The following is a 17,621-nucleotide window of genomic DNA, read 5'->3' as shown; positions in this document are numbered from 1 at the left end:
GTCGGCGCTTCGGTCCCGCGTTCGGGGACCTTGGCGCCGACTCGACCCCTCCACGGAGTGCCCCAGCGCCGACTCGGCGCCCCTGGGAAGTCCCCGAGCGCCGACTCGACGCGTTTCGGCAGCGCACAAGCGCCGACTCGGGGAGGATGGACGGGTGAGTCGAGCGCCCGCCGTCGTCGTCCGCGACCTGCACGTCCGGTTCGGTGACGTCGAGGCCGTGTCGGGCGTCGACCTGACGGCAGCGAGCGGCCGCGCGACCGCGCTGCTGGGCCGCAACGGCGCCGGCAAGTCGACGACCATGAAGGTGCTGGCGGGCGTGGTGCCGCCGACCGCCGGCGAGGTCACCGTGGCCGGACACGACGCCGCCACCGACGCGCTGGGGGTCAAGCGCGCCGTCGGCTACTGCCCGGACGTCGGTGGCCTGGTGCCGCGCGCCACCCCCTGGGAGCACCTCCAGCTGAGCGCCCGGCTGCGCCGGATGGACGACTGGGAGCAGCGCGGGCGCGACCTGCTGGAGCGCTTCGAGCTCGGCGACGTCGCGCACCGCGTGGTCGGCGGCTTCAGCCACGGCATGAGCCGCCGGCTCAGCGTCGTCCTGGCTGCACTGCACGAGCCGGCGGTGCTGTTGCTCGACGAGCCCTTCGACGGCGTCGACCCGATCGGCGTCGAGGCGACCCTCGAGGTGGTGGCCGACGCGCGGGCCCGGGGCGCGTGCGTGCTGCTCTCCACCCACTTGCGCGACCTCGCCCTGGAGGCCTGCGGCGAGGCGGTCGTGCTGCGCGGGGGCAACCGGGTGGCCGCGATGCAGGCCGCCGAGCTCACGGGCGAGGCCTACCGTGCGCTCCTCGACTGAGGCGGGGCCCGGCGGTTGGTGGGACGCGGTGCGCGACACCGGCCACCTGGTGGCCTTCCGCGCCCGGACCGTACGACGCCGCCGCGCGAGCGCCCTCGGCCTCGCGGTCGTGCTGGGCCTCACTGTGACCTTCGCGCTCGGGCCCCGTGCGGTGGACGTCGGATCCGTCGACCAGCCGGCCCTGGAGCGCGCCCTCGGCGCCCTGCAGGACAACCTCGGTGCCGCGCTTGCCGGCTTCGTGCTGCTGGCCGTGAGCTCGGCGGTGGCCAGCGGCGGCGGACGGGAGCTGCTGTCGCGCACCGAGTCGGCCGTCCACCCGATCGGCCCCGTGACCGAGCACCTCGGCGCCCTCCTGCTCGCGCCGGTCAACCTCGCCTGGCTGGTGCAGGCCTGGGCCCTCCTGGCGGTCACCGCCCTCGTCGCGCCGGACGGGCGCCTGCTGGGCGCGCAGCTCGTGGTGCTCGCCTGGGTGCTCGCGGCCACCGCCTGGGGGCAGGTGGTCGGCTGGGTGGTGGAGGGGGTACGCCGGACCGCGCACGGCGTCCTCGTCGTCCGGCTCGCCGCCGTCCTGGCCGCCGCCGCCCTGGCCGGCCTCCACCTGGCCGGGGTGCTGCTGCCGCTCGTGCGGTCGCTGCCCACGACCTGGGTCGCCGCGACGGGGCAGACCGCCGGGTGGCCCGTCGTCGTCCTGCTCCTGCTCGCGGTCGCCGTTGCCGGGGTGGTCGCCGGCGCCCGGCCGGCCGCCTGGGCGCTCCGCCTGCCACCCCGCGAGGAGCTGCGGGTCCAGTCCGGCGTCCACGAGGCGCGTCCCGTGCCGACGCCGCGCCGGGGATCGCCGGACCGCGCCCTGCTGCGCCGCCTCGACCGCGGCTCCGTATGGCGGTCGGTCGGCATGCGACGCGGCCTCCTCGTCCTGGGCCTCGGGCCGGGGGTGGTGGCGCTCGTGGCCGGCCTCGAGTGGCGCTCGGTGTTGCTGCTGCCCGGGCTGACGGCGAGCGGCGCGGCGCTGCTCTTCGGGGTGAACGCCTTCTGCCTCGACGGTCGGGGGATGGTGTGGCGCGAGACCCTGCCGGTCTCGGCCGGCGACGTGTTCGACGTACGCGCCCAGGTCGTCGCGGAGTGCATGGCGCTCGTCTCGGGCGTCACCGTCGTCCTGGCGCTGCTCCGCAACGGGCCGCCGCCGCTGGTCACGGGCATCGCGGTGGCGGCGTGCTGGCTCGTCGTGGTCGTGCAGGTGCTCGCGATGGCGATGACGTGGTCGATCCGCTCGCCCTACGCCGTCGACCTCTCGTCGCCGCGCGCCACGCCTGCCCCGCACGCCGCGATGGCGGGCTACGCCGGCCGGCTCTCGCTGGTCACGACCCTCACCGCGATGCTCTTCACCGGTGCGGCGGCCCTGCCCTGGGCCTGGGCGCCCGCGGTCCTCGCCCTGCCGTTCCTGGTTTGGTCGGGCGGCCGGTTCCTCCGGGCGCGTCGTCGCTGGCTGACCGACGACGAACGGGCCCGCGTCGTGCTGACGGTCGCGGCGGTGTGATCTCGAATCCCCCGCTCAAGCGGGGGACTGCGAACTTCCGGGGGCCTGCACACCCCCGGAAGTTCACAGAAGGGTCAGGAGGTCGCGGCGGCAACCGGCTCAGACGCGGGGCAGGCGCCGGTTGATGTCCTCGCTCATCCTCGTGACGGCGAGGTAGAACTCGCACATCATCCGGAAGAAGCAGAGGTAGAGCAGGCCGACCAGCGGGCTGACGACGAGCGTGACGATCCCGAGCGCCGCGTTGTCGGCGGCGAAGCCGCTGAACGCGAAGAACAGCGTGGCCAGGCCGATCAGGACGAGCCCGATCACGTAGACGACCTTGATGATCATCGGGGTCACGAACGTCGTGAAGCTCAGGTCGAACAGCGCGCCGACGAACCCCTTGCCGGCGGGCTGGTTGCCCACCGGGCCGCCACCGTAGGAGCCGCCGCCGTACGAGCCGCCGCCCCCGTAGGAGCCGCCCCCGCCGTACGATCCTCCGCCGCCGTACGCGCCACCGGCGGGCGGCTGGCCGTACGGGGCGGTCGGCTGGCCGTAGGGCTGCTGCTGGTGGTCACCGGGCTGGGACATGCGATCTTTTCGGGAGGCGTGGGTCGGGCGGTCGAGCCCTACCTGCCCCGCGTCGACCCCCGCAAACCAAGCCGTCCGAGGAGGGGTCAGGCTTGACTTTCGTCCGTACGCCGTCAGGCTGGCGCGGTGACCCCGGCACCCGAGTCCGCCACGGCGCCCCCTGTGGGCGCATCCGTACCCCTGGACCTTGCGGGCGCACGGCCTCGACGCGCCGGTCGAGCAGCTCGCCGTCGACCTCGTCGCCCCGTTGCGGAGCGCGTGGTCGCGCGGCGCGGACGCCCCTGCCGGCCTGCGGACGCCCGGGCGACGTCGAGCCAGCGGTCACATGGGGGACGAGGGTGATCACGCTTCCGTCGCTCGGGGACGAGGTCTCCCTCTGGATGGACGCCTCGCCGGCCGAGGTGTGGGACCTCGTCAGCGACGTCACGCGCATCGGCGAGTTCAGCCCGGAGACGTTCGAGGCGCGGTGGACGCGGGGATCGACCGGGCCCGAGGTGGGCGCGTACTTCAAGGGCCACGTCAAGCGCAACGGCGTCGGGCCGACCTACTGGTCGGGCTGCCGGGTGACGCGGTGCGAGCCCGAGCGCGTCTTCGAGTTCTCCGTCGGGACCGATTCCGTCACGGTCAACAACTGGGGCTACCGCCTCGAACCGCAGGACGGCGGCACCCTGGTGACGGAGTACTTCCGTCTCGACCCGAACCTCCCGACGCGGCTCTACTGGCTGGTCCTCGGGCCACTGCGGCGGCGTACCAACCAGCGCGGCATGCGCACGACGCTGGAGCGGATGAAGGCGGTGGTGGAGGTGTGACTCCTCCTCGTGAGTCGATGCCTGACAAGCCCGCCGGCGGCGCGAGCCCCGTGCCGCGTCATGCCGATCGGAACGTATAGGCGCGGGTTCGTATGACGTAGCGGCCGAAGCCGGGGCCGGGAGCGGGCTGCGTCATGCCGATCGGAACGTATAGCCGCGGGTTCGTATGACGCAGCGGCCGAAGCCGGGACCGCAGCGGCGGAAGAGGGACGGCGGCGACTGTCGGCGCCCGGTGGCAGGATCGCCGCGTGGCCCTCGCCGACCGTCCGCTCGTGCCCGAGGAGTGAGTGCTGCGCATCGACGCCATCCTCGGCCGGCTGCCCCGCTGCACGCAGGAGCAGGCCTGGACGGGCACCCGGTGGCGGGTGGGGGGCGCCACCGTGGCGCACGTCTTCGGCGGCGAGGACCAGCTGTTCCGCATCACGTTCCGCGGCGAGCCCGACGAGGTCGCGGCCTTCGAGCACCTGGGCGAGCCCTACTTCCGCTCCGGGTGGGGCGGCAACGCGATCGGGATGCTCCTCGACGACGACACCGACTGGGACGAGCTCGCCGAGCTGCTCACCGACTCCTACTGCATCCAGGCGCCCGCCCACCTCGCCGCGCAGGTGCAGCGCCCGGGCGCCTGAGCGGCGCTCAGCGCAGCGGCACGAACCGGTAGCGCCCGTGCTCGGTGACGACCGGGCCGGGGTTCGCGACCCGCAGCATCGTGCCGGCCACGGGAACCACCAGCACGCCGTCGTCGGCGAGCTGCGCCACCAGCGCGGCGGGCAGCTCGTCGGCCATTGCCGAGACGAGGATCCGGTCGTACGGCGCGCCGGCGGGGTCGCCGAGCATCCCCGGGGCCGCCGGCCGGATGGCCGCCCACGGCCGGTCGGCGCGCGCGAGGTTCGCGCCGCCGAAGGCCACCAGCTCCTCCTCGAGCTCCAGCCCCAGCACGGAGCCGGTGGGCCCGACGAGGTGCGCGAGGAGCGCGGTGGTCCAGCCCGACCCGGCGCCCACGTCGAGCACCCGCTGCCCCGGCCGCACGTCGAGCAGCCGCAGCATGTCCTCGACGGTGCGCGGCTGGGAGCTGGTCTGCCCGGCCGCGATCTCCAGCGGGCCGTCGTACGACGCCCGCCCGCGCAACCCGGGCGGGAGGAAGTCCCGCCGCGGAGTCGCGTCGAAGGCAGCCGACACCGGGTCCACGGCCATCACACCCAGGTGTTGTCGTGCTCGCGCATGAAGCGGTCGTAGGCGTCGCCGTCGAGGTTGCCCATGCCCGCCGCGAGCCCCTCGAAGTAGGCCTCACGCGGCGCGCCCGGGGCGAAGTGCAGGAGCATCGTGGCGGCCCCGTCCTCGTTGCGGAACCCGTGGATCCCCCCGGCGGGGACGTGGGCGAAGTCGCCGGCGCGGCACTTCACCCAGTCCCTGCCGTCGAAGATGGTCACGGTGCCCTCGAGGACGTAGAACGACTCGGTGATCGTCCGGTGGAAGTGGGCTCCTGGACCGCTGGCCGGACCGGCGAACTCCCAGCGGTAGAGCCCGAACGTCCCCGCGGTCTCGGTGCCCTGCGCGAGGTAGAACACCTTGTTGCCGTTGGGATAGACGACCGCCGGCTCGACGTCCGCCGGCGTCACGCGGGCGGAGACCTCCCCGGAGTCGCCGTGGTAGATCGGCGGCGGGTAGCTCACCTGGCCCCCGCCGCGTCGTAGGCGTCCTGCACCTCGCCCGCCGCCGCGCCGCTCGGCTGGTTGATGCGGACGTGGTTGCCGAAGGGGTCGCGGATGCCGAAGTCGGTGCCGTAGGGCTGCTCGACCGGCTCCTGGGTGATCTCGACACCGGCGTCGCGCAGCGCGGCGTACGTCGCCTGCACGTCGTCGCTGATGAGGAACAGCCCGCCCAGCGCACCCTTGGTGACCAGCTCGCGCACCTGCTTCGCCGTGGACTCGTCGTGCTGCGGCCCGCCGACGAGCTCGAGGAGGAGCGCGGTGTCCTGGCCGGGCACGCCGACGGTGAGCCAGCGCATGAAGCCGAGGTCGATGTCGTCGCGGACCTCGAAGCCCAGGTGGGTGGTGTAGAAGTCGAGCGCCTCGTCCTGGTCGAGGACCGGGACGCTGCGGAGGTGGAGGCTGGTGATGTGGTTGGTGGTCATGACGAGGACGCTAGCCAGCGTCGACCTCCTCCCGCTTCTCCGAAACCGCTGTCCGGGGCGGCGCCGTGGGCGCGGGGTGCTCGCGCGGCCGGGTCCACGCGGCGATGAAGCACGACGGCACCGCGACGGGCGCGTGCTGGGCGCGGAACTCGGTGGGTGAGCAGCCGACGATGTTGCTGAACGTGCGGCTGAACGTGCCGAGGCTGGCGAAGCCGACGTCCCAGGCCACCTCGGTGACGGGACGGTCGGTCTGCCGCAGCAGGGTCATGGCCCGCTCGACACGGCGACGCTGCAGGTAGCGGTGCGGCGTCTCGCCGTAGACGTCCTTGAACACCCGGCCGAACTGCGACGCGGAGAGGTGGGCGATCGCAGCGAGCGTCGGTACGTCGAGGGGCTCGGCGTAGCGCCGGTCCATCTCGTCGCGGGCGCGCAGCATGCGGCGGTTGGTGTCCTCCTGCTGCGACAGCGACCGCCCCATGGGACGAACCTACGACACACCGACGACCGCGCCGCCCGGATGACGTGACGTCCGGATGGCCCGACGTCTAGAGGTCGCCGTCCCGGGCGGGCTGTCCCACGTGAGCGGGCTGGCCGGGCTCGCTCTGCTGGCTTTGCTGGCCGGACGGGGCCTGCTGGCCGGACGGGCCCTGCTGGCCGGACGGCGTCTGCTGACCGGACGGGGTCTGCTGGCCGGACGGGGTCTGCTTGCCGGACTGACCGGTCCTGTCCGGATCGGGCTCGGGCTTGCCGGGCTTGCCGGGCTTGTCGCGGTCCGGCTCGCCGATCAGGGCGACGCAGTAGTCGGCGACCCGCCCGGCGCCTCCGGCCGCGGCCGCGAGCGTCCGGAACGCGGCGCTGTCGAGGGGGGCGCCGCCGCGCTGGCTGGCCTGGTAGGCGCGGCAGAGCCCGCGCAGGTCGGGTGCCGGGGAGGGCGAGGTGGGCGAGGACGGCGTGGACGAGGTGGGTGCGGGCGAGGTCGGGGAGGACGCCGTGGGGGAGGACGGCGACGAGGGGGAGCCGGGGTCGGAGCCGCTGGGCGATCCCGGCCGGGTCGGGCTGGACGAGCCGTCGGAGGTGCCCGGTGAGGACGACCCGCTCGTCGGGCCACCGGTCGAGGGCTCGCTCGTCCCGTCGCCGGGCCCTGAGGTCGAGCCGGTCGTCGAGCCCGACGTCGAGCCCGAGGTCGAGCCCGGCGTCGAGCCCGACGCCGAGCCGGACGTCGAGCGGGAGGGGGGCTCCGAGGCCGACTCCGACGTGCGCTCGAACGGCCCCGGCAGCAGCGGGACGTCGGCGACGTCCGCCAGCGCCAGGCCTCCCGAGACGAGGGCGACGACGGCCCCGGTGGCGACGACCGCGCGCGAGGCTGCCCGCCGGCGCGGGGCCGGTGCGGCCGGAGCAGCGGCCGGAGCGGCGGCCGAGGGGGTCGCTCGCGCCGCGCGGAAGGCGCCGAGGGCGGCCTCCTCGCCCGCGAGCTCCCGCGGGGTGCCCGGGCCGCGCGCGGCGCCGAGAGCCGCCCCGAGGGCGCCGCCGTGCTCCTCCGGGGCGTCGAGCAGGCGCTCGGCCTCGCGGCGGGACAGGCGAGGGTCGGGAGTGGTCATCTCACTCCTTCCAGCGTCTCGGTCATCACGGGTGTTACGCCTCCGGCGCCATCTTCTTCGCCAGCTGCTTCAGGCCTCGGTGCGACGCCGCACGCACGGCGCCCGGTCGCTTCCCCAGGATGCGTGCAGCGGTGGGCGCGTCGAAGCCGAGCACGGTGCGCAGCATGATCGCCTCGGCCTGGTCCCGCGGCAGCGAGCGGATGAGCTCCAGCGCCACCTCCGACCCCACCCGCGCGAGGGTGTCGCCCTCCACGTCGGTGACGTCGGGCAGGTCGACCAGCTCGTCGACGCGGCGCTCGGACACCGGTCGGCGGCGGCCGTGGCGCAGGTGGTCGAGCGCCCGGTGGCGGCCGATCGTGGTCATCCAGCCGCGGAACCCGTCGATGTCGCCGCGGAAGCGGTCGAGGTCGCGGACCGCCTGCGCCCACGCCTCGCTGGCGACGTCCTCCGCGTCGTCCGGGCCGACCAGGACGGTCAGGTAGCGCAGCAGCGGGGGCTGCACGTGGCGGTAGACCAGGCGGAAAGCCGCCTCGTCCCCGTCCCGCAGGGCCTCGACCGCCCGGTCGAGGCCGCCCTCCCCAGCCACCCGCGCATTGTCACCCGCGGTCGGTCCCCACCGACAGGCTGCCCCCGGCGCGTGCCGGTCAGACGCCCTCGGTGAGGTCGAACAGCGCGATCGGGTCGCTGGTCGGCTGCTCGGAGCCGCCGTCCGGCTCGACGGTGATGCCGACCGCGATCGCCTCGGCGGCGGACCCGTCGAGGACGACGGTCTGGTCGGGGTCGTCGGGCATCAGGCCGGCCGGGACCATCTCCTCGTCGGGAGTCTGCAGCCAGAGCTCGTAGTCCTTGCCGTCGGGCGCCGCCACCATGTCCTCGGTGACGATGACCGCACGGTCCTCCGACCTCGACCGCACGACGGTCGCGCGCCCGGCCTCCCCGAGGTCGACGGAGACCTCCTGGGCGTCGGGAGCCTGCAGCACCTGCTCGGCGACGGTGAGCCGCGGAGCGTCGTCGCCCACCCAGGGGCGGGTCAGCGCCGCGCCGACGCCGAGAACGAGCGCGAGCGCCGCCGCGACCAGAAAGGGCATCCATCGCCGGCCCCGGTGCGTCGAGCCGGGTGCCTGCTCCGGCACCTCGGGCGGCAGGGGCCGCACCTGGGAGATGCCGGCCAGCACGGAGTCGCGCAGCGACGCGGGCGCCGGCGTGGCGACGGAGCCGGCGAGCAGGGCCGCGGTCTCCCGCAGCTCGGCGACCTCGGCACGGCAGTCGTCGCACCCGGCCAGGTGCTGCTCGAACCGGGCGCGCTCGAGGTCGTCGAGGGCGTCCAGGGCGTAGGCGCCCGTGAGCTTGTGCAGGTCACTCATGCGCTCGCTCATGACGCAACTCCCATCAGGTCTCGCAGGCGGATCAGTCCGTCGCGTATTCGTGTCTTCGCCGTGCCCAACGGGACGTCGAGCAGGGTGGCCACCTCGGTGTGGGTGTAGCCGCCGAAGTAGGTGAGCTCGACGGCCCGGCGCTGGACGTCGGTCAGGGTGGCGACCGCGCTGCGGACGCGCGCGGCGTCCAGCGAGGCGTGTGCCTCCTCGGCGGTCTGGTCGTGCTCGGTGGGGGCGGTCTCGCGGTTCCAGGTCTCGTCGCGCGCGGTCGCCGCCTCCACCGACCGGACCCGGTCGACCGCCTTGCGGTGGACGATCGTGAGCAGCCACCCGGCGGCGCTGCCCTTCGAGCGGTCGTACCTGGTGCTGGAGCGCCACGCGTCGAGGTAGGCCTCCTGGGCGACCTCCTCGGCGTGCGCCGGGTTGCGCACCACCCGCAGCGCGAGGCCGTACGCCCGCGCCGAGGTGGCGTCGTAGAACTCGGCGAAGGCGGCTTCGTCGCCGAGTCCTGCGCGGTGCAGCAGGTCGGCGAGCCGGGCGGCGTCGCCCGCGGACGGGACGCCCTGGGGCGTCCCGTCCGGTACGGGCCTCACGTGGTCCACGTCAGTCATCCTCGCAGTGCTCGCCGGTGCACGCTCACATCTGCGGCATCATCACCGAGTCGATGACGTACACGGTGGCGTTGGCGGTCTGCACGTTGCCGCAGACCACCGCGGCGCCCTCGGCGGTGAAGTCCTCACCGGAGCCCTCGACGGTGATCATGTCGCCGGCGAGCGTCTCGTGCTCGCCCGCGACGTCCTCGGGGCTGAGGCGCTCGCCCACGACGTGGTGCGTCAGGACGGTGGTCAGCGCCTCCTTGTCGGCCAGCAGCGCCTTGAGGTCCTTCTTCGGGATCTGGGCGAACGCGTCGTCGGTCGGCGCGAAGACGGTGAGGTTCTCCGCCGAGTTCAGGGTGTCGACCAGACCGGCCTCGGTCACGGCGGCGACCAGCGTCTTGAGGAGGGGGTTGTTGGACGCGGCGGTGGCGACCGGGTCGTCGGCCATCCCCTCGACCGAGCCCTCGCCGGAGGTGGGGACACCGGCGCAGCCGGGACCGAACGGCGCGTCGGCGGCCATCGGCTCCTCGGACTCCATCGGCGACTCCGACTCCGTCGGGGTCTCGGACTCCGTGGTCTCGGACGTCTCGGAGCTGGTCGTGTCGGTGGCGGACGAGGCGTCCTCCTCGCTGCTGCAGGCAGCCAGGCTCATGGAGGCGGTCAGCGCGAGGGCGGCGATGCCCAGGGTGCGGGTGCGGAGCGTGTTCATGGCGTGTGCCTTTCGGTCGGGGGGATCGGTAGGCCGTGGGGGCCTGCTGTCGGGAGGTGTTCGGCGCCGGTCGGTCGGCGGATGGGTCGATTCCTCGGAAATCTCGACGAGAAGCTCGACGGCACGTGCAGGTTCATGCGGGAAGCCGGTCAGGTGATGGAGACGGAGATCTCCTGCAGGCCGCTCGACCCCTCGGGGAACGGCGTCATCCGCACGTCCGACTGCACGTCGCCGTCCTTGTTGGTCGCCCGGCAGGCGATGAAGTGCTGGCCGGGCTCGGCGTCCCACTCGAGGTACCACTGCCGCCAGTAGTCGTCGTTCACCTGCGGGCCGAGCCGCGCGGGCCGCCAGGCCTCGCCGTCGACACGCACCTCGACCGTGTCGATGCCCACGCCCTGCGCCCAGGCGATCCCGCCGATGACGACCTTCCCGGCCGCGGTCCTCGACAGCGGCTTCGGCGTGTCGATCCGGCTGGAGATCTTGATCGGGGCGTCGGTCGCCCAGTCCCGCTCGGTCCAGTACGCCTGCTCGGCCTCGTACGTCGTGAGCGTCATCCGGCTGATCCACTTGCACGCGCTGACGAAGCCGTAGAGGCCGGGCACCACCATCCGCGCCGGGAACCCGTGCTCGCGGGGCAGGGGCCCGCCGTTCATCCCGATCGCGATCATCGCGTCGCGGCCGTCGAGGGCCACGGCGAGCGGCGTCGAGATCGTCATCCCGTCCACGTCGGTGGACAGCACCTGATCGGCCCCCGTGGCGCCGATGCCGGCCCGGTCCAGCACGTCGGCGAGCGGTACGCCGAGCCAGCGCGCGCCGCCGACGTACGGCCCGCCGACCTCGTTGGAGACGCAGGTGAGGGTGATGTCGCGCTCGATCGTGCGCATGCCGGCGAGGTCGTCGAAGGTGAGGGTGACCTCGCGCTCGACGTCGCCGTCGACGGTGAGGGTCCACGAGTCGACGTCGACGGCCGGCACGGTGAGCCGGGTGTCGACCCGGTAGAACTCCGCGGTGGGGGTGCGCAGCGGCGTGATGCCGGCGTACCGCTCCTCGAGGCCGGTGGGGAAGGACGACGCGGGGTCGGTGGCGGCCGGCAGCGCGACGTCGGTGCCGCCGAGGCGGTACGACGTCACCCACCGGCCGAGCGCCCCCATGGCCACCGCGGCCGCGGCGAGGCCGCCGGACGCCAGCACGACCCCGCGCCGACTCGGACCGTCGACCCCGGGCGACGGCTCCCCAGCGCCCCGGTCGTCCACACGGTGCAGCCACCACAGGGACGTGGCGCCGACGGCCGCGGCGACCAGGGCGGGTACGAGGTCCAGCGGCCCGGAGCCGGGCCGCAGGACGGCGAGCACGCCGGCGACGCCGGCGAGGCCCACGAGCAGGAGCAGCCCCGCGGTCTCCAGGCGCGCGGCGACGACGCCGGCGAGCGCGGCGAGGACCAGCACGACGAGCGTCACCGAGCCGACGAGCACCAGCTTGTCGGCGGTGCCGAACTGCCGGATCGCCCACTCCTTGAGCGGCGTCGGGGTGAGGTCGATGACCGTCGACCCGACCGCGAGCACCGGCGAGGCGGCGGGCACGGTCACCGCGGCCACGAGGTGCGCGGCGGCGAGGCCCACGAGGGTGGCCAGCACGCCGTACGCCGCGTGGCGGAGCGTGCGTGACCGGGACCGCGCGTCGGGGGTGTCCATGCGCGGTGTTCGGAGCGGCGGGCGCGGGAGATGGGTCGCGGGCGTGCCGCCGCGGTGCGGCAGGATGGCCGCCATGACCGACGCCCCCTCCGAGCTGGTCCGCTACGCGGTGGCGGACGCCGTCGCGACGATCACCCTCGACAGCCCGGCCAACCGCAACGCGCTGAGCCGCCGGCTCGTGACCGGGCTGCTCGCCCACCTCGAGCGTGCCGCGGCCGACGACGACGTGCGCGTGGTGCTGATCGAGAGCTCGGCCAAGGTCTTCTGCTCCGGCGCCGACCTCACCGAGGCGTCCACGGAGGGCATGGAGGTCGGTGCCCGCCGCATCGTCGACCTGCAGCGGCTGATCGCGACCCTGGACAAGCCGGTCGTCACCAAGAACCTCGGGGCGGTGCGGGCCGGGGGCATCGGGATCGTCGCGGCCGCCGACGTCGCGATCAGCGCCGACGACGCCACCTTCGCCCTCACCGAGGTCAAGCTCGGCCTCGCGGCGGCGATCATCAGCCTGACCGTCCACCACCGGATGACCCCCCGGGCCGCCGCCCTCGCCACCCTGGGCGGGGGGGTGTTCAGCGGCGCCGAGGCGGCGGCGTACGGACTGGTGACGAGGGCGGTGTCGGCCGACGCCCTCGACGACGAGGTGGCGGCGGTGTGCGCAAGCCTGGCGACCGGCACGGCCCAGGGCCTGCGCGAGTCGAAGCGGATCCTCAACCGCGACCTCGTCGCCCGGATCGACGAGCTGGGCGAGGAGATGGCCGCGACCAGCGCGCGCCTCTTCGCCTCCGAGGAGGCCCGTCAGGCGATGACCGCGTTCCTGGCACGGTAGCCCGGCTGCGTCGGCCGGGTCGTCGGGAGGAGAGGAGCAGCCGTGGACCTGTCCGATCCCGGGCCGTGGCTGCTGCTCGTCGCGGGCGCGCACCTCGGCTTCCAGGTGACCGTCGACCTGGTCGTCTACCCCGCGCTCGCCGAGGTGCCCGACGACCGGCGGGCCGAGGCCCACGCGCGGCACTCGCGGCGCATCACGCCCGTGGTCGCGGTGCTCTACCCGGTGCTGGTGGGGCTGCTCGGCTGGACGGCCGTGGCCGGACCGCTCGAGGCGGGCACGTGGATGGCGCTGCTCGGTGCCGCGGTGGCGGCGGGGACCACGGCGCTCGTCGCCGCACCCGCCCACCGGCGCCTGGCGTCCGCCCCGCCCGAGGAGCGACCGGCGCTCGTGCTGCGGCTGGTGCGCGCCGACCGCGTCCGGACGGCCGGGGCCGCCGTCTGCGCGCTCGGTGCCCTCCTGCTGGGCGCCTGAAGCTGCCCCCATCCGAGGCGGACCCGGCACCGAAGCGCGACAGGGCCACGCCGGCTCGGTGACGGCGCACGGATCGGGACCATGGAATGCCGGTAAGTCGGCGGTCGTGGGTGCCCGCCGGTACGCTTGTCGGTCTGCCCGCGGGAGGTGGGCACCGGGTGCACGGGGGATGAGGAGCAGGTGTGAGCGAGGAGCTCGAGGCGCGGGAGATCGCGGCGGAGCAGCAGTACGTCGACGAGGTCTACGTCCAGCTCGAGGCGTCGACGCGCAGCGCGCGGGCGCTGGCCGCGGAGGGCCACAGTCGCGGCAAGCTCGAGCACGAGGGGGGCCTCGTCGAGCGCGACGCCATGGTCTTCCAGGCCGCCAAGCGCATCGCCCAGCTCGACGCCGCCCACGAGGGGCTGGTGTTCGGCCGCCTGGACCTCGACCCCTCGATCGACCCGCAGCCGCGCTACATCGGCCGCATCGGCGTGCGCAACGAGGACCGCGACGTCCTGCTCATCGACTGGCGCGCGCCGGCCGCCGGGGTCTTCTACCAGGCGACGGCCGCCAGCCCGTCGGGCGTCGTGCGCCGTCGCGTGCTGCGCTCGCAGCACCGCACGGTCATCGGGGTCGAGGACGAGCTGCTCGACGACCAGGTCGAGACCGACCTGCCGATCGTCGGCGAGGGTGCGCTGATGGCGCAGCTCTCGCGGGCCCGCGACCGCTCCATGCACTCGATCGTCGCGACGATCCAGGCCGAGCAGGACAAGGCCATCCGGGCCCCCGGCAAGGGTGTCGTGTCGATCTCGGGCGGCCCGGGCACCGGCAAGACCGTGGTGGCGCTGCACCGCGCGGCCTTCCTCCTCTACTCCGACCGCCGGCGCTACGAGGGTGGCGGCGTGCTGGTCGTCGGTCCCAGCGGCGTCTTCATGCGCTACATCGAGCGGGTGCTGCCCAGCCTCGGCGAGACCGCCGTCGCGCTGCGCTCGCTCGGCGAGGTCGTGGGCGGTGTCCGCGCGACCCGCCACGACGAGCCGGCGGTCGCCGACGTCAAGGGCGCCACCAAGATGGCCGAGCTGATGCGGCGCACCGCTCGCCAGCACGCCCCCGGCGCCCCCACCAACTTCCGCATCTACTGGCGCGACGAGACGATCGTGCTCGACCCGGGGCTGCTCGGCCGGCTGCGGCGCCAGCTCATGTCCCAGGGCCGGCGCAACCGCCAGCTGCCGCGGGTGGCCCGCACCCTCCTCGACGCCATGTGGCGCCAGGTCACCGGCGAGCGCGGCCGGGAGCGGGGCCGCGAGGCCTTCGACGACGACATGCTCGGCCACGAGGGGTTCGTCGAGTTCGCCAGCGCCTGGTGGCCGCCGCTCGACGCCCCGACCGTGTTCCGCTGGCTGCGCGACCCCGAGTTCCTGGCCCGCGTCGGCGAGGGCGTGGTGACCCGCGAGGAGCAGCTGCTGCTGCTGAAGTCGTGGGACGCGGCCGACCTGTCCATCGAGGACGTGCCGCTGCTCGACGAGCTGCGCTACGCCCTCGGCGACATCCCGCAGCGCACCGACGACGAGCGCGACCTCGACGAGACCGGACTGCTCGAGGGCGGCATCGACCTGCAGGAGATCACGACCGTCTCCGAGCGTGACTACGCGCCGGGCGGGCGCCAGTGGGCACCGCCGACGCACCGCATCGAGGACGACGGCTACGCCCACGTCCTCATCGACGAGGCGCAGGACCTCACGCCCATGCAGTGGCGGATGGTCGGCCGTCGCGGCCGCACCGCGAGCTGGACGATCGTCGGCGACCCGGCGCAGTCGTCGTGGCCCGACGCCCCCGAGGCCGCGGCCGCGCGCGCGGAGGCGCTGGAGGGCAAGGAGCTCCACGAGTTCCACCTGTCCACCAACTACCGCAACTCCGCGGAGATCTACGCCTTCGCGGCCGACTACGCCCAGCGCGTCGGCCTCGACGCCGACCTGCCCGACGCCGTACGCCGCACCGGCGAGGAGCCGACGGTCGTCGGTCCCGTCGACGACCTCGAGGACGCCGTGCGCGAGGCCGTCACGACGATCGCCGGCCGGGTCGAGGGCACCGTCGGCATCGTGGTGCCCGTCGCCCGGCGCTCGGAGGTCAACGCCTGGCTCGCCTCGTGGCCCGAGCTCGCCGAGGACGCGCCCGGTGCGCGCGCCGCCGTCGACTCGCGGGTGACCCCGAGCGGCGAGGACCGCGTCGTCGTGCTGACCGGCCTCGACACCAAGGGCCTGGAGTTCGACGGCATCGTCGTGGTGTCCCCGCAGGAGATCGAGGACGAGTCGGCGACCGGCCGCGCCACCCTCTACGTCGTCCTGACCCGCGCGACGCAGCTGCTGACCACCGTCGGCTGAGGCCGGCACGCGTGGGCGGGGAGCGTGCCGGCTCGGGGCCGTGCGCCCGGCTCGTACGATGGGCGGCGACCGACGCAGGACCCGCTCGTGCCGACAGCTGGGGAGGCTGATGCACCGCCTACGCCGTCCGGACGTGGGACGGCCGGCCCTGCTCGCGTGGGCGTTGCTCCTGGCGGTGGCGTTGGTCGTCGCGCCCGCCTCGGGGATCGGGACCGGACCCGATGTCTCGGCTCCTCCGCGCGGTGACTCCCGCGGCGCCGACCCCGCGTCGCCCCGGCGCTGGGAGCGGGTGTTCTTCGACGGCTTCGACGGACCAGCCGGCGCCTCGCCGGAGCAGTGGCACAGCATGGTGGGGTTCAACGGCGCTGCCCAGACCGGTCAGGGCCAGCTCGACGTCGGCCACCTCTCGCAGGTGCGCACCCACCAGGGGTGGACGCTGCCGGTCGGGACCCGCGTACGGGCGACCGTCAGTCTCATGATGCCCGACACCGGCACCAACTACGCCGCCTTCTGGCTCCAGCACCCCAACGGCGCGGAGCCACGGGAGATCGACGTGATCGAGAGCTACGGACCCTTCAAGCCGACGGGCGCCCAGGTCGGCTCGCACATCTGCTACGACGAGATGGTCGGCGTCGGCACGGAGGCCTGCGAGGTCTCGGGCATGCCGGCCGAGCTGTGGCCGGTGTCGCACGCCTTCCCCGCCGGGGCGGAGCCCTGGAACGCGTACTGGCAGTACGCCGCCGAGTTCACCATCGGCGCCGACACGGTGCAGTACTCGGCCGCGGACGGCGGGGGCAAGCGGCTCTACAGCGTCACCTCCACCCCCGACCCCCGGCGCGTGCCCAGCGACACGGTGCCCTTCCACCTGCGGCTGTCGAACAAGGACGTCGAGGCCCAGCACGCCCTGCCCGGCGGAGAGCGCCACAGCATGCTCGTGGACTGGGTCAGCGTCGAGGTGAAGCGCCCGTAGACGTGGAGCGGTCGGGACCGACCTTCCCTAGGGTGGCGCCCATGTCCTCTTCGCAGCAGGCAGGGGGCCGCGTCCTCGTCACGGGCGGCGCCGGCTTCATCGGTACGACGCTCGCGCGCCGGCTGGCGGACTCCGCCGAGCAGTGGGTCGTCGTCGACAACCTGCACCCGCAGGTGCACCCGGGCTCCGAGCCGCCGGCGGACCTGCCGGAGTCGGTCGACCTGCGGGTCGGCGACGTGACGAGCGCCGACGACCTCGACGCCGTCGTGGCCGACCTGCGGCCGGACACCGTCGTCCACCTCGCGGCGGAGACGGGCACCGCGCAGTCGCTCTCCGAGAGCACCCGCCACGGCATGGTCAACGTCGTCGGCACCACCCAGCTGCTGGACTCGCTCACCCGCGCCGGCCACGTGCCGAGCCACGTCGTGCTCACCAGCTCGCGCGCCGTCTACGGCGAGGGCGTGTGGCGCAACGTCGACGGCTCGACGTTCCAGCCCGGCCTGCGCACCCACGCCCAGCTCGAGGCGGGGAGGTGGGACCACGGCGACGGCGCCGCCCACGTGCCGAACACCGTCGCCGGCACCCAGCCGAACCCCGTCAACGTCTACGGCGCGACCAAGCTCGCGCAGGAGCACATCCTCTCGGCGTGGACCGGCTCGCACGACACCCGGTTGTCGATCCTGCGCCTGCAGAACGTCTACGGCCCGCGCCAGTCGCTGTCCAACCCCTACACCGGCATCGTGTCGCTGTTCTGCCGGCTGGCCCGCGAGGGGCGGTCCATCCCGCTCTACGAGGACGGCGAGATCACCCGCGACTTCGTCCACGTCGACGACGTGGTCGGCGCGATCGTCGCGGCGATGGCGCACAAGCCCGCCGACCACGTCCGCACCGTCGACGTCGGCAGCGGGGTGCGCACGACGATCGGTGACCTGGCGCGCGAGATCGCGGCCTACCACTCGGCGCCGGAGCCGCACGTCACCGGCCAGTACCGCGACGGCGACGTCCGTCACGCGTCGTGCGACGTCGAGGTCACGCTGCGCACGCTCGACTGGCAGCCGCGGGTCGGCCTCCGCGAGGGCGTCGCCGGGCTGCAGGAGTGGATCGCCACCCAGCTGGGCTGACCCGGG

Annotated in this window: 20 protein-coding genes; 9 read left to right on the top strand and 11 right to left on the bottom strand. The window is 74.3% G+C overall.

From position 1 onward, the window contains the following. The first annotated feature begins 154 nt into the window (after window positions 1-154). Together J3P38_RS07645 and J3P38_RS07640 are read left to right on the top strand one after the other, a co-directional pair. Window positions 155-853, top strand: coding sequence for an ABC transporter ATP-binding protein (locus J3P38_RS07645; RefSeq protein WP_210503167.1), 699 nt, complete (start codon window positions 155-157; stop codon window positions 851-853). Further along, window positions 837-2,387: a hypothetical protein gene (locus J3P38_RS07640; RefSeq protein ID WP_210503166.1), complete on the top strand. Its 1,551-nt coding sequence runs from the start codon at window positions 837-839 to the stop codon at window positions 2,385-2,387. The genes J3P38_RS07645 and J3P38_RS07640 overlap by 17 nt, the downstream gene beginning before the upstream one ends. Window positions 2,388-2,486: 99 nt before the next feature. On the opposite strand, the gene J3P38_RS07635 is transcribed toward J3P38_RS07640, so the two are convergent. Then, the gene (locus J3P38_RS07635) at window positions 2,487-2,957 is read right to left on the bottom strand and encodes a DUF4282 domain-containing protein (protein ID WP_210503165.1); all 471 of its coding nucleotides are present in this window, start codon (window positions 2,955-2,957) and stop codon (window positions 2,487-2,489) included. Window positions 2,958-3,295: 338 nt separating this feature from the next. Here J3P38_RS07635 and J3P38_RS07630 point away from each other — a divergent pair, with 338 nt between their 5' ends. Together J3P38_RS07630 and J3P38_RS07625 are read left to right on the top strand one after the other, a co-directional pair. After that, window positions 3,296-3,766: an SRPBCC family protein gene (locus J3P38_RS07630; protein ID WP_307807788.1), complete on the top strand. Its 471-nt coding sequence runs from the start codon at window positions 3,296-3,298 to the stop codon at window positions 3,764-3,766. A gap of 287 nt (window positions 3,767-4,053) precedes the next feature. Beyond that, complete coding sequence (locus tag J3P38_RS07625) at window positions 4,054-4,392, top strand: MmcQ/YjbR family DNA-binding protein (protein ID WP_307807787.1); 339 nt, start codon at window positions 4,054-4,056, stop codon at window positions 4,390-4,392. A gap of 7 nt (window positions 4,393-4,399) precedes the next feature. On the opposite strand, the gene J3P38_RS07620 is transcribed toward J3P38_RS07625, so the two are convergent. The 10 genes from J3P38_RS07620 to J3P38_RS07575 form a co-directional block, all read right to left on the bottom strand. Next, the gene (locus J3P38_RS07620) at window positions 4,400-4,957 is read right to left on the bottom strand and encodes a protein-L-isoaspartate O-methyltransferase family protein (RefSeq protein WP_210503164.1); all 558 of its coding nucleotides are present in this window, start codon (window positions 4,955-4,957) and stop codon (window positions 4,400-4,402) included. Then, window positions 4,957-5,436, bottom strand: a complete 480-nt coding sequence (locus tag J3P38_RS18345) for a cupin domain-containing protein (protein WP_210503163.1) — start codon at window positions 5,434-5,436, stop codon at window positions 4,957-4,959. Before J3P38_RS18345 ends, J3P38_RS07620 begins: the two co-directional genes overlap by 1 nt. After that, window positions 5,433-5,897: a VOC family protein gene (locus J3P38_RS07610; protein ID WP_210503162.1), complete on the bottom strand. Its 465-nt coding sequence runs from the start codon at window positions 5,895-5,897 to the stop codon at window positions 5,433-5,435. The genes J3P38_RS18345 and J3P38_RS07610 overlap by 4 nt, the downstream gene beginning before the upstream one ends. A 10-nt stretch (window positions 5,898-5,907) precedes the next feature. Beyond that, entirely contained in the window at window positions 5,908-6,375 is a 468-nt protein-coding gene (locus J3P38_RS07605) for a helix-turn-helix domain-containing protein (RefSeq protein ID WP_246849968.1), read from the bottom strand. A 67-nt stretch (window positions 6,376-6,442) separates the two neighbouring features. Then, on the bottom strand, window positions 6,443-7,495 hold the full coding sequence (locus J3P38_RS07600) for a hypothetical protein (protein ID WP_210503161.1): 1,053 nt from the start codon (window positions 7,493-7,495) through the stop codon (window positions 6,443-6,445). Window positions 7,496-7,529: 34 nt separating this feature from the next. Continuing rightward, window positions 7,530-8,081 carry an RNA polymerase sigma factor gene (locus J3P38_RS07595; protein ID WP_210503160.1) on the bottom strand — a complete coding sequence of 184 codons (552 nt, stop codon included), beginning with the start codon at window positions 8,079-8,081 and terminating at the stop codon, window positions 7,530-7,532. A gap of 58 nt (window positions 8,082-8,139) precedes the next feature. Next, window positions 8,140-8,859, bottom strand: coding sequence for an anti-sigma factor (locus J3P38_RS07590; RefSeq protein WP_246855642.1), 720 nt, complete (start codon window positions 8,857-8,859; stop codon window positions 8,140-8,142). Window positions 8,860-8,867: 8 nt separating this feature from the next. Then, window positions 8,868-9,482: an ECF RNA polymerase sigma factor SigK gene (sigK, locus tag J3P38_RS07585; RefSeq protein ID WP_210439218.1), complete on the bottom strand. Its 615-nt coding sequence runs from the start codon at window positions 9,480-9,482 to the stop codon at window positions 8,868-8,870. A gap of 25 nt (window positions 9,483-9,507) precedes the next feature. Continuing rightward, window positions 9,508-10,176, bottom strand: a complete 669-nt coding sequence (locus J3P38_RS07580; protein ID WP_210439217.1) for a fasciclin domain-containing protein — start codon at window positions 10,174-10,176, stop codon at window positions 9,508-9,510. 149 nt (window positions 10,177-10,325) lie between these two features. Beyond that, a complete protein-coding gene (locus J3P38_RS07575; RefSeq protein WP_210503158.1) occupies window positions 10,326-11,867 on the bottom strand; it encodes a molybdopterin-dependent oxidoreductase in 1,542 nt (513 codons plus the stop codon). 73 nt (window positions 11,868-11,940) lie between these two features. On the opposite strand from J3P38_RS07575, the gene J3P38_RS07570 reads away from it, so the two are divergent. From J3P38_RS07570 to J3P38_RS07550, 5 genes are all read left to right on the top strand, one after another. Next, window positions 11,941-12,693, top strand: a complete 753-nt coding sequence (locus tag J3P38_RS07570; RefSeq protein WP_307807784.1) for an enoyl-CoA hydratase-related protein — start codon at window positions 11,941-11,943, stop codon at window positions 12,691-12,693. Window positions 12,694-12,735: 42 nt separating this feature from the next. Then, entirely contained in the window at window positions 12,736-13,164 is a 429-nt protein-coding gene (locus J3P38_RS07565; RefSeq protein WP_307807783.1) for a hypothetical protein, read from the top strand. A 182-nt stretch (window positions 13,165-13,346) separates the two neighbouring features. Next, window positions 13,347-15,524 (top strand): HelD family protein, encoded by a 2,178-nt coding sequence (locus J3P38_RS07560; protein ID WP_210503156.1) that lies wholly within the window; start codon window positions 13,347-13,349, stop codon window positions 15,522-15,524. Window positions 15,525-15,657: 133 nt separating this feature from the next. Next, entirely contained in the window at window positions 15,658-16,494 is an 837-nt protein-coding gene (locus J3P38_RS07555; RefSeq protein ID WP_210503155.1) for a hypothetical protein, read from the top strand. A 41-nt stretch (window positions 16,495-16,535) separates the two neighbouring features. Then, entirely contained in the window at window positions 16,536-17,615 is a 1,080-nt protein-coding gene (locus tag J3P38_RS07550; RefSeq protein WP_246855641.1) for an NAD-dependent epimerase/dehydratase family protein, read from the top strand. Window positions 17,616-17,621: the final 6 nt, after the last annotated feature.

The organism is Nocardioides xinjiangensis, assembly GCF_017916455.1.
In the GTDB taxonomy this organism is placed as follows: Bacteria; Actinomycetota; Actinomycetes; order Propionibacteriales; family Nocardioidaceae; genus Nocardioides; species Nocardioides xinjiangensis.
Note: the sequence above shows the minus strand (reverse complement) of the source record. Positions and strands in the feature narration are given on the sequence as shown.